This is a genomic window from Streptomyces sp. NPDC033131, from assembly GCF_055578365.1.
The window spans coordinates 24,856-38,203 of record NZ_JBVIPA010000061.1; the positions used below are offsets into that span (position 1 = coordinate 24,856).

Genomic DNA, 13,348 nt, shown 5'->3' on the forward strand with positions numbered 1-13,348 from the left:
CTGCCGACAAGTCGATCACCCTTCCGGTGAGATTGCGGACTGGGCTCTGATGAAGCGCGCCAGCCTGTCGATCCCCCGCACGATCTCGTCGCGCGTCAGATAGCTGACGGAGAGGCGGAGGCCGTGCTCGCCGCCGCCCTCGGGGTAGAAGTACGACAGGGGCGTCCAGATGACGCCGAACTCCTCCGCCGAGCGTTTCAGCGCGGTGTTGTCCGCGCTGAACGGCACCTCGACCGAGAGGAAGAACCCACCGGTGGGCTTGTTCCAGCGGATGCCGAGCGCCGCCCGCTCGTCCTCGGAGAACTCCTGGTCGAGCTGGTCGAGTACGCCGCGCAGCGCCTCGCCGTAGTGGGCGGATGTCCGGGTGTTGAGCTCCGAGGCACGCCCGTCGGCGGAAAGGAGCATGCCGGCCACGACGGCCTGGGAGACCGCCGAGGTGTTCACGGTGACCATGCTCTTGATCTTGGTGAGTTCGTCGGCCAGCAGCCCGGTGCGGCCCGTCGCGTCGACGACGGTCTGATCCGCGACGACGAAGCCGACACGGGCGCCGGGAAAGAGCGTCTTGGAGAACGAACCCAGGTGGACGACCCGGCAGTGGCGGTCGAGCGCCTTGAGCGTGGGCAGCTGCCGGCCGGGGCTGACGAGACGGTACGGGCTGTCCTCCAGCAGCAGGATGTCCTCGCGCGCGGCCAGTTCGAGCAGTTCCCGGCGGGTTTCCAGGGGAATGGTGGTGCCGGACGGGTTGGCGTGGTCGGGGATCACGTAGAAGGCTCGGGGGCGGCGGCCGCGCGCTCGTTCGGCGCGGATCGCCGCCTCCAGGTCGGCGCAGCGGAAGCCGTCCCGGTGCTCCGCGACCGCGGCCATCTCGGCGTCGAGCAGCCGGCCGACGCCGGTGATGCCCATGTAGCAGGGACTGGAGACCAGGATGACGTCCTGTCTCCCCGCCACCAGGGCCCGTACGGCGAGCAGCATCGCCTCCTGGGCACCGACGGTGACCACGATCGACTCCGGAGCGACGTCGATGTCCTCGTCCAGGCGCAGCCAGTCGGCTATCACCTCGCGGATCTGGCCGGCGGTCGGACCGTACTGGAAGAGCGCCGACCGGACGTCGCCGGGAGTGGCTCCGCCTTTCTCCAGGTGCTCCTGGTAGCGGCGCAGGTATGCGGTGATCTGGTCGGTGTCGAAGAAGCCGTCGTACGGGCGGCCGGGTGCGAACGAGATCGCCTGCGGATATCGGTGGGTGATCCCGTTGAGGAAGTTCATGGTGCCCAGCACCGGGTCACCGAGGCTGCCGTGCAGCTGATCCTTGCGGAGCCGGGTCGGGCCCGTCACCGTACGGCCATCTGGTGGCGTTCCACCGCTGCGTACGGGGCCATGAGGGCGGCGCCGAGCCCCGGGGAGCCGTGGCGCTGGACGAGGTCGTAGGAGAGGGTGTTGCGCTCGTGGGGCGAGCGGCCGAACGCCTGCAGGAGGTACGCCCCTGGGGCGCCGTGCACCAGCACCTGCGCGTCGCGCAGGTCGGCGAGGTCGGGGAAGCGTCCGGCGAGATGGTCGTAGTGGGCGTCCGGGGCGGGGAGAAACTCCATGCCGCGTGCTCTCAGCTCCCGGACGCCGGAGACGATGTCCGGGCTTCGGAACGCGAGGCTGTGCACCCCCGGGCCGCCGTTGCGCGCCAGGAAGCCGACGAGCGGGTCCGTCGCCGTCGGCGCCGGGGCTGCCAGAGCGAGCGTGACGAGCCCGGACGCACTGCGCAGCACGGGCTGCTCCGCCGGCGCGGAGAGGCGGGAGAAGCCGAACGCGTCCTGGTAGAAGGCCGCCAGGTGGGCGGTCGTCTGCGGCTCGGCACAGACCGCCACGTGGTCCAGCCGCCGGATCCGCTCCACGGTGGGTGCGGGCACCGTGCCCGCCGCCACCCATCGGCGCCCCGGCGGTGTGCTGCCCGCGGGGCGCCGGGGCAGCAGGGTGTGGCAGACGTCGCCGAACGCCTTCAGCCGCGGGGCACCGTAGCGGGAGGGGGCCGGTCCGGCGCCGGCCGCCAGTGCCGCCTCGTAGGTCGCCGTCACGTCGTCGCAGGCGAGGGCGATGTCCGCGATGCCGTCTCCGTGCTGGTGGAGGAAACCCCAGATCCCGTGGCCGGTGGTCACCACCAGCCGCACGTCACCCTGGCGCAGCAGGGTGGAGCTCCGGTCGACCTCCACGGCTTCCGCGGCCACGGTGAAGCCCATGGCCGAGACGAAGTGGTCGACCATCGACACCTTGTCGCGGGTGAACAGCTCGACATGAGCGATGTCGTGAACAGCCACTGAGAGTTCCTCCTGCCCTGTGCGGTCACGGATGTCGGTGGTTTGCGGACGTCGGCGGGAGCGGGGCACCCGGGCGGGGTGCCCCGCTCGTGCGCCGGAAGGACCTACCAGCGCCACTCCTGCTGGCCGTAGAGGTGACCGGCCGGGATCCCGCGCTCCTTGCACCAGTGCAGGAACTGCTCGATCTGCTTGATCTGGTACGTGTCCTCGGTGTACGTGGTGGCCATGACGTGGCCCAGCCACGGCTCCTCGCCCATGGCGTACACATACGCCTCGCCGGCCCCCAGCTCCGTCATGATCGCGGCGGCCTGCTCGGCGTTGGAGCCGGAGAGCTTGCGCGAGTTGCTCATCTTCTTGGTGATGGGGATCGTCAGCAGTGCCTGGTAGAGCCAGGTCAGCGGCGCGCCGTCGCACTCCATGCCGAGGAAGGCGATGTCCGCGGTGCCCAGGTGCTGCTTGATGTAGCGGTAGAGCGAGGGCTCGATGCCGGAGGAGTCGGCGCCGATGAAGACCTTCTTGCCGGCCAGGTCCGCCCAGTACGTCGACTTGGCGCGGATGTCCAGGTCGCAGTGCTCGCCGAGGAACGGCGTGGCGGTGACCTTGCCGCCGGGGAACTCGATCTCGTCGAAGTCGTCGACCTCGAGGACGGGGAAGCCCTGGTGCTTGAGCATGAGGGCCATGGACGGGTCCGCGAGATTGCCGCGCGAGCAGCGGGGGACGACGATCGTCCCGATACGGCCGCGGAGTTGCAGCAGCGTCTCGAGGACGATGTGGTCCTGGTGACCATGGGTGATCAGCACGAGGTCGATGTAGTCCGGGAGATCGTCCAGGGTGTAGCGGTCACCGGCCGTGCTGTCCGCGCTGATGAACGGGTCGGTCACGATGGCGGCCTGCGGCGTCTGGAGTACCAGGCAGGCGTGCCCGAAGTAACGGATACGGCCGCCGGCGTCGATGTGCCGGTCCTCGGCGAGACTGGGCCGGTCGCTGAGCATGCCGCGCAGTCGCTCCGCCTGGGCGTCGTTCAGCTCCAGCGCGTCGCGTAGATGGCCGAGGTCGGTGGGGTGCACCCGGGCCTTGAAGAGCTCGTCCAGGCCGGGGTGGCGGAAGGGCAGATCGAGTTCGAGGACGTCCGGCGTCGGCAGCCGGGGCGTGCTGAGAATGAAGGGGCGCTCGATCCCGGTCTCGAACGACAGCTGCACAGACTGGCGCGACTCCTGGTAGAAGTCGCTGGTGTAGACGAGCGGCTCTATGAAGCGCATCTGCGCCTGGTTGTCGGTGTCGTACGCCAGCTCGACCAGACCGCCGAGCTCCGAGGGGAGCTTGGGGTACAGCGGGGTGAGGTCGAAGCCGGTGGCGTTGGCCCGCAGCAGCTCCTGCCCGGCGGCTATCGCCTCGGCGAAGCGGAGGATCGCGGCCCTGTCCCGCTTGATGCCGGCGAGGAGGTCGCGCACCTCGTCGGCGCGCTCCTCGGGGATGTTGATGAAGTAACCGCCGCGCAGGTCAGGATTATTGCTGGCGGCCACGTGCACCTGCGGGGACTGCAGATACGACTCGAGCAACGGCACCTGCAGGAAAGCCAGGTTCATCGCGGACTGCACGGGTGCCAGGGTGTACGGCCAGGCGAAGAATCTATCCAGCAGCGGCTCGACAATAACCTTCGACCGCAGGAACAACGACTCGTCGGCCATTTTCGAGACCCCTCCAGAGGAATGTAAGAGAAACTGCATGCCCGTCAGACACGCTCGCCCCATTCCCAGCGGCACGGCATCCATCGACCGTTTATGTCTCGGGAAGGGGCGAAGCTTTCACAGCGATATCAGGCTGCCATCGAGGGCTGGTCACATCGGCAGCACGGTCCGGTTCCAGGCGATGGAACATTACTCCACGTCGTCGCGGCCACCGCCTCGCCGTTCAACTGTGACCGGGCGGCAGTTGAACGGCAATGGACGGCCGCCCGGCCACTCATGCTGGCATCGACCAGGGCTCTCGCGCGATGATGCATCGTGGGTGCGTGGATTTCTCCGTGGCCTGACGTGGCGCTCACCGAAGGGCACGCCGAGGAGGGGGGCCATCCGCCATGAGAACCCACAACGCCTCGTATCGGATGGCCCCCTGACAGCCGTGCGCGCGGGTACATTCCCCGCGTCTCCGGCAGGAAGTGACAAGCGCCCCATGCCTTTTGTCAAGACCAACAGCATCCAGCTCTCCTACCAGCGTTCAGGCCGCGGTGAACCCGTTCTCTTGATCATGGGCTCGTCCGCCTCCGGCCGCGTCTGGACCATGCACCAGACTCCTGCGCTGAACCGGGCCGGATATGAAACAGTCACATTCGACAATCGAGGCGTGGCCCCGTCGGACGTACCGGCGGGCGACTACTCCATCGCCGAAATGGTCGCCGACACCCGGGGGTTGATCGAGGCGCTGGACCTCGGCCCGTGCCACATCGTGGGGTCGTCGATGGGTTCGATGATCGCCCAGGAGCTGGCGCTCGACCGGCCCCATCTCGTGCGTTCCGCGACGCTGATGGCCACCCGGGCGCGCTCCGACGTCTTCCGGCGGGCCCAGGCGGCTGCCGACCGGGAGTTGCGGGAGAGCGGGATCCGGCTGCCGCCCAAGTACACGGCTACCAGGACCATGTTGGAGATGCTCTCGCCGGCGACGATGGACGACGAGACCGCGGCCTCCATGTGGCTGGACATGTTCGAACTCGCCGGCGACAACGGCGTCGGCGGCCAGTCGGCGGCCGTCTCGGCGCTCGGCGACCGGAGTGCGGCGCTGCGCGGTATCCCCGTGCCGTGCCAGGCCATCGCGTTCGCCGATGACCGCGTCTGTCCCCCTCGCCTGGTCGCCGAAGTCGCGGAGGCGATTCCGGACTGCCGCCTCACCACAATTCCTGACTGCGGCCACCTCGGATACCTGGAACGCCCCGACGCGGTCAATTCAGTTCTCATCGAGTTCCTCGACATGCACCGGGGCATGACACCGCGGCAGCGCGCTGCCGGCTCGCCGGTGCCGGTCGCCGGATCTTGATCCGATTCATTTTCTCCATTCAACGCGAGAAAACCAGAGAGCGAGACAGTTTCCGTGAGCGTGCTGACAAGACCAACCCCGATACGAATCCGGCCGGGCGACGAGTCGGCCGGGCGTCAGCGGGTCAGGCCGGGCACGGTGCGGCGGATTCTTCCGTACGCCCGGCCGTACCGTTGGCAGATCGCGCTGCTGCTTACGGTGACCGTCATCGATGCCTGCATCGCGGTCGGCAGCCCGTTGATCCTCAAGCTGATCATCGACCAGGGCATCATTCCCAAGAATTTCGATCGCGTCGTGTGGCTCAGCGTCGGGCTGGCCGGACTGGCCCTGGTGAACGCCGGGGCCATCTTCGTCCAGACCTGGTGCTCGAGCCGGGTCGGCGAAGGCGTCGTCTTCGACCTGCGGACCAAGGTGTTCACCCATGTCCAGCAGCAGCCGGTCGCCTTCTTCACCCGGACTCAGACCGGCAAGCTCATCAGCCGCCTCAACTCGGACATCGCCGGCGCCCGCCAGGCCGTGACCACCATCCTCGCCCAGGCGGTCTCCACGATCCTGACCCTGATCCTGGTTCTGGCCGCCATGCTCTACCTGTCCTGGCAGATCACCGTGGCCGCCCTGGTGATGATCCCGGTGTTCCTGATCCCCGTGCGGCTGCTCGCGCGCCGGATACAGCGGCTCTCGCGGTCGATGATGGAGCAGGACGGCGAGATGAGCGCGCTGATGACCGAGCGCTTCAACGTCTCCGGCGCGATGCTGGCCAAACTCTACGGCCGCCCGCAGGACGAGAAGGAGCTGTTCGCGAGCAAGGCCGGCAAGGTCCGCACGCTGGCGATCAGGCTGGCCGTCTGGGGACGGCTGCTGCCGATCATCGTCACCGTGCTGACCACCTTCACCACGGCCCTCGTCTACGGCCTGGGCGGCGCGCTCACCATCGACGGCGCCATCGAGTTCGGCACGCTGGTGGCCATGGTGGCGCTGCTGATGCGGCTGTACGGGCCCGTCAACGAGCTGTCGTCCATGCAGGCGACCGCGACGATCGCCCTGGTGAGTTTCGACCGGGTCTTCGAAATCCTCGACCTCAAGCCGCTGATCACCGAACGCCCCGGCGCCAAGGCCCTGTCGCCGGGGGCCGGCGCCGAGAACGGCAACGGCTCGGTCGCGGCCGCCCCGGACGTCGCGTTCGAGGCGGTCTCCTTCCGGTATCCCAGCGCTGACGAGGTGTCGCTGCTCTCGCTGGAGCTGCACACGAGCAGCAAGGCCGACCGGTCAGGGGCGAACGCGCAGGACGTCCTGCACGAGTTGAGCTTCCACGCCCCCGCCGGCAAGCTCACCGCGCTGGTCGGGCCGTCGGGCGCCGGCAAGACCACCATCACCCAGCTGGTGCCGCGTATGTACGACACGACCTCGGGGACCGTGCGCATCGGCGGTCACGATGTCCGCGATCTGAGCCTCGCGTCGCTGGGCGAGAGCGTCGGGGTCGTCACGCAGGAGTCGCACCTCTTCCACGACACCCTGCGCGTCAACCTGTCGTACGCCCGCCCCGGCGCCGGCGAGGAGGAGCTGATCGAGGCGTGCAAGGCTGCACTGATCTGGGACACCGTCAGCGCTCTGCCCGAAGGGCTCGACACCGTCGTGGGTGAGCGCGGTTACCGGCTCTCCGGCGGCGAGAAGCAGCGGATCGCGCTGGCAAGGCTGCTGCTCAAGGCTCCCCCGATCGTCGTCCTCGACGAGGCCACCGCGCACCTGGACTCGGAGTCGGAAGCGGCGATCCAGCAGGCTCTCAGGACCGCCCTCGCAGGCCGCACCTCGCTGGTGATCGCGCACCGGCTCTCCACGATCCGCGAGGCCGACCAGATCCTGGTCGTCGACAGCGGCCGGATCTGCGAGAGCGGCACCCATGAGGAGCTGCTCGCGACCGGGGGGCTCTACGCCGACCTCTACCACACGCAGTTCTCCCAGCAGGCGACGGACCGGTTGCCCGACCCGTCCACCGTGATCGCGGGAGCGTCACCGGCTGGAGCGTGACCGACTCCGCCCCTCGATCACGGAAGCCGGGACACCTGCCTCAGAAGGTGTCCCGGCTTCCGTGATCGTGCTTCCGCATGCCCGACAGGCCGGTGCTCTGGAACGGGGCCGAACATGGCGAAGGGCCCGGGCCTGCCGGTGACAGTTCGACACTGACGCCGGCTCGGCTGCGGGCCACTCGCATGAGTACCGCGGGGTCTGGTCGGCTCAGAACAGAGGCCGACGAATCCGTGTGATGCAGAAGGCGACCAGCAGCCCGGAGAGTGCGAGGTATGCCCCGAACTCGATCCACTGGAATGGCCAGTAGCGGTTTGCGGGCTGATAAGAGACGTCGAGGTGCAGGTCCTTCGTCGCCAGACAGGCCTTGACCTTGTCCATGTCGCCGTTGAAGCATTCCTTCTCGTACTGAGCGACGGTGAAGGGCTTGTTGTTCGACTCCAGCATCGTATGCGTGCTGTCCAGCATCCATGCTCCGGAGATGTTGTATCCCTTGATCTGCATGTTGCTGTTCTCGTCCCGGATCGCCTTGAACTCGGTGTCCGCTTCCAGCGCCACCGTCGCAGAGGCGGGCTCCTGCAGATGCGGGCGCACTGCGAACGAGGTGATGACCTGGACCGCGGCGACCACAGCCAGCGCGACCACCATGGCCGGCAGCGTACGCCGGATCAGGAGTCCCATGGTCACGGCGAGCACGAAGGCGAAGACGGCGTACGCGAGCGGTGTGATGTTCCTGGACATGAACCCCATGGCGCCGAACCGCTCACCCTGGACAAGGTCGTACGGGCTCGCGGCCCAGGTGAGCAGCAGGCTGAACACGCCCACCAGAATCACGCTGGCCAGCGCGATGAAGGAGAGCTTCACGACCAGCCAACGAGTCCGCGAGACGCTTTGGTTCCAGACCAGCCGGTGCGTGCCGCCTTCGAGTTCACGAGTGATGAGCGGCGCCCCCCAGAAGAGGCCGATGAGCGCGGGAACGGAGATGAGCAGGACACTGGCCGAAAAGATTTGCAGCTCGTAGTCGCCCAGGAACAGCTGCTTGGCGCCTTCGCAGTCGCCGCTGGCCTCGCAGCCGGCGATGTCCTTGTCATAGGCGTCGCGAATCTGCATGCCCAGGTAGATCAGGTAGCCCGCGAGGCCCGCCAGGGCGACTCCAGCCGTCAGGGCCTGTACGCGGAATTGTCTCCAGGTGAGCCAGATCACTGCCGGGCCTCCATGAACTGCTGCGCCGTTCCGGTCACCGATGCGTAGGCGGACCGGCTCATGTAGGCGAGGATGATGTCTTCGAGGTCCAGGTGCGTGGCCTCGGAGAAGTGGTGGGGGATCGGGCCGGACGAGCGCACGATCAGCGTGGTCTGACGGTCCGTGTGCGCGGCCTGGATGACCTCGATCTCCTGGGGCAGATCGTCGAAATCGCCCTGCGCCCCCACCAGGCGGTAGTGCTCGGCCACGAGGTCGTCGGCCTCGCCCGCCAGCTGAACGCGGCCGTCACCCAGGACGACCACGTGGTCGCAGATCCGCTCAAGGTCGCCGAGAAGGTGCGAGGAGAGGATGACGCTGGCCTCGAGTTCGGCCACGAACTCCATGAGGTTCTGCAGGAATCCGCGCCGGGCCAGCGGGTCCAGTGCGGCGACCGGTTCATCGAAGATCAGCAGTTCGGGTCGCTTGGCGGCGGCGATGGTCAGGGCGAGCTGGGCCCGCTGACCTCCGGAGAGCCTGCCGGCCTTGTGGTCGAGCTTGAGGTTGAGCTGTCGAACCTGCCGCTCTGCCAGCTTCTGGTCCCACCGCGGGTTCAGCTCGGCGCCCAGCCGCAGGTGCTCGGCCACGGTGAGGTTCGCGTAGACCGGTGTGTCCTGGGCGACGAATCCGACCCGGGCCAGCTGGTCGGTGCTGGCGGCAGGATGGTGGCCGAGCACCTTGATGGTCCCCTCGCTCGGCTGGATCAATCCGCAGGCCAGCCCGAGGAACGTGGACTTGCCGGCTCCGTTCGGGCCGACCAGGCCGACGACCCGGCCCTCTGGAATCTGCAGATTGCAGTCCGCCAGCGCTTCGTGGCGGCCATACCTCTTCGAGAGGCCCTCAGTTTCTAAGACGAACGTCATTTCCTCACCTTCATAGAAGTCCGGAATGTGGTCGCGAACAGGGCTTGAATGCTTTCCTCGTCGAGCCCCGCCCACTTCGCCTTGGCCAGCCACTGCTCCAGCTCTTTTCGCAGTGGCTCATGTGCTGTCAAGGAGTCATCCGCGAGCGTGCGGACGACAAAGGTCCCCACTCCCGGCTGCGGCGACACCAGGCCCTCGTGTTCGAGTTCCCGATATGCCTTCAGGACAGTGTTGGGATTAACCGCAACGTTGGCCACAACTTCTTTGACCGTTGGCAACTGATCACCGACGTCGAGCAATCCCAGGCGTAGTGCTTGCCGAACCTGCTGGGCAAGTTGGGCATACGGTGCGACACGACTTCGAGCATCCAGATAGAAGTCGATCAAGGCAATACCTCCTCTCACCTCCTTCACTAGGACCCTAGCACAATAGGCTTGCAGAACCAGCGAGTTGATCCGTTCACCCTCTTCCGCTCCGCGGCCTGGACCTCGATCCGCCGCATGAAGCCTTTTGACCGTCTTCAAGGGGGTTCGGGGGGCGATCTCTCGGAGGGCGGGCCGCCTGCCCACAGGCGACGAAGTCGTAGTCCTGGGACCGGAGTTGAGGCAAGTGCGGAGGGATCGGCTGGCTCCGCCCGCGATCCGGTCGGGGATGTCGATCAGGTGGCGCCTGCTGGTGAACGCGGTGAAGGGGGCCTCGGCGATCTCGGCGTCAGGCTCCAGCGTTCCTCATCGGCACGAGAGGGCCGCGGTGTACTCGATCGGCGTCCAGGCGTCCTCACCGATCTTCACTGCGGTGGCCGCCTTGACCGAGGCATTCATCCGCACCGTCACAGAGAACCCAACACCCAGGACCCGGCAGGCGGGGATCACGTCGCCTCGTAGCAGGCCGGGTCCGCCCGCCACTATCAACTGATGGTGTCGTCCGGCTCGAGCAGGCGACCGTGTCCATCCGGGCAGCAGTGGGGTGTGCGCGGCCGACCGCAGCAGCGGCGTGGCGGGATTTCGTCTCGGAAGTGCCCTCGTGATCGTGCGTGCCGGAAGTCCGAAGAACTTCCGGCATCGCGGACCAGAGGGCATTTCCTCGTTCCCGGCAACATCGTCGCCGCACATTCAACCGGTGAATCCGGGCTCAGTCCTGTCGGTTCGGCCGAGTGTGCAGCCATTCCGCGATGGCGTCCCAGGTACGTGCCAGCATGTCAGGCCGTGCCATGTCCGAGTGCGCGCAGGCAAGCGGGACGGTGGATGCCTGCCGAGTGAGGTGGGGCTGCCACAGGGCTTCGGCGGAGAAGTCCGCCCGTTTCCCTTCTTCCGCGACGAGAATCAGGGTTTCCCCACCGAATGTGCCGTACTGGTGCCGAAGTCTGAGCGTGGCGTTGTTGTCGAACACCCGGGCAAGGGAGGCGATTTCCTCCTCGTCGACTCCGCCCAGGAGCGCGCCGAGTTCAGCCCGGATACGCTCCGCCAGGCGTGCCGTGCCACCGTCCGTCGCGCGCTGGGGAGGCACGGGGTCGGTCCCCGGCACCGCCGGGAACGCGTCCATGAGGATCAGCGACACCTGCTCTCCCTCGGCCTCGAGCCGGACCGCGATCTCGTGTGCCGGCGTACCGCCGAAGGACCAGCCCACCAGGTAGTAGGGGCCGGACGCCTGCAGACTGCGGATGCGGTCCACATACTCCTCGGCCATGTCGGCGACGGAGCCGGGCAGCGCCCCGGGGCCGTCGACACCCCGCGCCTGGAGTCCGTACAGCGGATGCTCCTGCGGGATGTAGCGGGCGAACGGCATGTAGCACCAGCTCAGGCCACCCGCGGGGTGGATGAAGAAGAACGCCGGTCCGGTGCCACCGGTCCGGATCGACAGCACGTCGCCCAGGGCGTCCTGCACCGACGACAGACTGAAGGTCTGCATGAGCCGTGCCGGCGTCGGATTGGTGATCAGCGTGCGCAGCAACACGGTCACGCCTCTGTCCCGGAGCCGCTCCACCAACGACACCGCCAGCAGCGAGTGCCCGCCGAGCGCGAAGAAGTCGTCGTCCACACCGACCTCGGGAACGCCCAGGACCTCGGCGAACGCTTCGCACACCGCTGCTTCGAGCACGCCCGAGGGGCCACGGCCTGACGCCGGATCACCATCGCGTCCCGCCTTGTAGTCCGGAGCGGGGAGCGCCTTGCGGTCGAGCTTGCCGTTCACCGTCAGCGGCAACTCCGGCAGGACCACGACAGCCGACGGCACCAGGTAGGCGGGCAGCCGGTCGGCTGCGTAGTCCCGCAGCTCGGACCCCTGCACGTCGCCGACCACATAGGCGGTGAGGCGCTTGTCACCCGGGACGTCCTCCCGTGCGATCACTGCGGCTTGTCCGACCCGCGGATGCGCGGCCAGCACCGCCTCCACCTCGCCCGGCTCGATCCGGAAGCCACGGATCTTCACCTGCTCATCCGTACGCCCCAGATACTCCAGCCGGCCTTCCACCGACCACTGCGCGCGGTCACCCGTGCGGTACATCCGCTCACCCCCACTACCGAACGGGGAGGCCACGAACCGCTCGCCCGTCAGCCCCGGACGGTTCAGATACCCGCGCGCCAACTGCCCACCCGCGAGATACAGCTCACCCGCGACACCCGTCGGCACCGGACGCAGCCACTCATCCAGCACGTACACCTGCGTGTTGGTCACCGGGGTACCGATCGGCACCCCGCCGTCCACCGCACCGACGGCAGACTCACCGGGGCCCACCGTGCACGTGACACATCCGACCGTCGCCTCGGTCGGCCCGTACTCGTTCACCACCGTCGCCGACGGATTGGCCCGACGCCAACGCTCCAGCACCTCCACCGACAACGCCTCACCACCCACCACCAGGTCGCCCGACAGCTCAGCTCCCATCGCCAGTTCGCCCAGCAACACCAGGTGGCTCGGAGTCACCTTCAGGAACGTGCACCCGCCCTCTGCCGACAGCGCCTCACGTACCCCCTCGCTCTCCGTCAGTTCAATCACCCGCACACATCCACCGACCGTCAGCGGCCCCAGCAGCGACGTCACCGTCAGGTCGAAGGCCACAGAGGAGTGCAGGCCCGCCACTCCACGCAGACCCGCGTACCGCTCAGCACACCACTCCAGGTAGCCCACCGCGCCCCGTTGGCTGACGACCACGCCCTTCGGACGCCCCGTCGACCCCGACGTATAGATCACATACGCCGGGTGTGCCGGCACCAGCGGACCAACCCGCTCAGCATCCGTCAGCTCCGCCCCCGACAGCCCGGCGAGCCGCTCCTCGACCTCAGGCTCACCCAGCACCACGCATGCCGCGCCACCGAACAACCCGGCAGCATGGCCGGCCGTCGTGATCACGCACACGGGAGCCGCGTCATCCACCATGAAGGCGACCCGGTCCGCCGGATAGCCCGTGTCGATAGGCAAATACGCCGCCCCCGCCTTCAGCACGGCCAACACCGCCACCACCAAATCCACCGACCGCGGCAAAGCCAACCCCACCACACTCTCCGGGCCCACCCCGTCGGCCACCAGCAGCCGCGCCAGCCGATTCGCCCGCGCATCCAGGTCCCGATACGTCAGCGACTGCCCCTCGCAGACCACCGCCACCGCATCCGGAGTCCGCGCGACCTGCGCCGCAAGCAACCCGGGCACCGTCGTATCCGACACCGGCGCCGCGGTGTCGTTCAACTCCACCACGAGCTGTTCGTGCTGGGCCTCGTCGAGGACCTCCACTGCCGACAGCGAGCTGCCCGGATGGTCTTCGAGCGCGGTGACGAGATGGTCCAGGCAGGTGTGCAGCAGCCGGCACACCGCCTGCCCGTCCACCGAGTCGACCGCATCCACGGTCAACCCGAATCCCGCACCGAGATCGTCCACTGAGACTGCCACCGGATAGTT

Annotated in this window: 9 protein-coding genes and 1 pseudogene; 2 read left to right on the forward strand and 8 right to left on the reverse strand. The window is 67.8% G+C overall.

All coding sequences use genetic code 11. From position 1 onward, the window contains the following. Positions 1–15 precede the first annotated feature (15 nt). The 3 genes from ACZ5XS_RS41770 to ACZ5XS_RS41780 all read right to left on the reverse strand — a co-directional run bounded on the left by ACZ5XS_RS41770 (position 16) and on the right by ACZ5XS_RS41780 (position 3,991). The gene (locus ACZ5XS_RS41770) at positions 16–1,332 is read right to left on the reverse strand and encodes an aminotransferase-like domain-containing protein (protein ID WP_468660492.1); all 1,317 of its coding nucleotides are present in this window, start codon (positions 1,330–1,332) and stop codon (positions 16–18) included. Then, positions 1,329–2,303: a VOC family protein gene (locus ACZ5XS_RS41775; RefSeq protein WP_468660494.1), complete on the reverse strand. Its 975-nt coding sequence runs from the start codon at positions 2,301–2,303 to the stop codon at positions 1,329–1,331. The genes ACZ5XS_RS41770 and ACZ5XS_RS41775 overlap by 4 nt, the downstream gene beginning before the upstream one ends. Positions 2,304–2,407: 104 nt before the next feature. Then, positions 2,408–3,991 carry an MBL fold metallo-hydrolase gene (locus ACZ5XS_RS41780; protein ID WP_468660496.1) on the reverse strand — a complete coding sequence of 528 codons (1,584 nt, stop codon included), beginning with the start codon at positions 3,989–3,991 and terminating at the stop codon, positions 2,408–2,410. A 484-nt stretch (positions 3,992–4,475) separates the two neighbouring features. On the opposite strand from ACZ5XS_RS41780, the gene ACZ5XS_RS41785 reads away from it, so the two are divergent. Together ACZ5XS_RS41785 and ACZ5XS_RS41790 are read left to right on the forward strand one after the other, a co-directional pair. Then, on the forward strand, positions 4,476–5,333 hold the full coding sequence (locus ACZ5XS_RS41785) for an alpha/beta fold hydrolase (RefSeq protein ID WP_468660498.1): 858 nt from the start codon (positions 4,476–4,478) through the stop codon (positions 5,331–5,333). 60 nt (positions 5,334–5,393) lie between these two features. Continuing rightward, entirely contained in the window at positions 5,394–7,358 is a 1,965-nt protein-coding gene (locus ACZ5XS_RS41790; RefSeq protein ID WP_468660500.1) for an ABC transporter ATP-binding protein, read from the forward strand. Positions 7,359–7,565: 207 nt separating this feature from the next. Here ACZ5XS_RS41790 and ACZ5XS_RS41795 read toward each other — a convergent pair whose 3' ends face one another. The 5 genes and pseudogenes from ACZ5XS_RS41795 to ACZ5XS_RS41815 form a co-directional block, all read right to left on the reverse strand. Beyond that, positions 7,566–8,558 carry a hypothetical protein gene (locus ACZ5XS_RS41795; protein ID WP_468660502.1) on the reverse strand — a complete coding sequence of 331 codons (993 nt, stop codon included), beginning with the start codon at positions 8,556–8,558 and terminating at the stop codon, positions 7,566–7,568. Then, positions 8,555–9,457 carry an ABC transporter ATP-binding protein gene (locus tag ACZ5XS_RS41800; protein ID WP_468660504.1) on the reverse strand — a complete coding sequence of 301 codons (903 nt, stop codon included), beginning with the start codon at positions 9,455–9,457 and terminating at the stop codon, positions 8,555–8,557. The genes ACZ5XS_RS41795 and ACZ5XS_RS41800 overlap by 4 nt, the downstream gene beginning before the upstream one ends. Then, positions 9,454–9,843: a GntR family transcriptional regulator gene (locus tag ACZ5XS_RS41805; protein ID WP_217239277.1), complete on the reverse strand. Its 390-nt coding sequence runs from the start codon at positions 9,841–9,843 to the stop codon at positions 9,454–9,456. The genes ACZ5XS_RS41800 and ACZ5XS_RS41805 overlap by 4 nt, the downstream gene beginning before the upstream one ends. A gap of 288 nt (positions 9,844–10,131) precedes the next feature. Continuing rightward, positions 10,132–10,305: pseudogene (locus ACZ5XS_RS41810) on the reverse strand (IS1380 family transposase); the annotation flags it as partial. A gap of 283 nt (positions 10,306–10,588) precedes the next feature. Next, complete coding sequence (locus ACZ5XS_RS41815; protein ID WP_468660506.1) at positions 10,589–13,327, reverse strand: amino acid adenylation domain-containing protein; 2,739 nt, start codon at positions 13,325–13,327, stop codon at positions 10,589–10,591. Positions 13,328–13,348 lie beyond the last annotated feature (21 nt).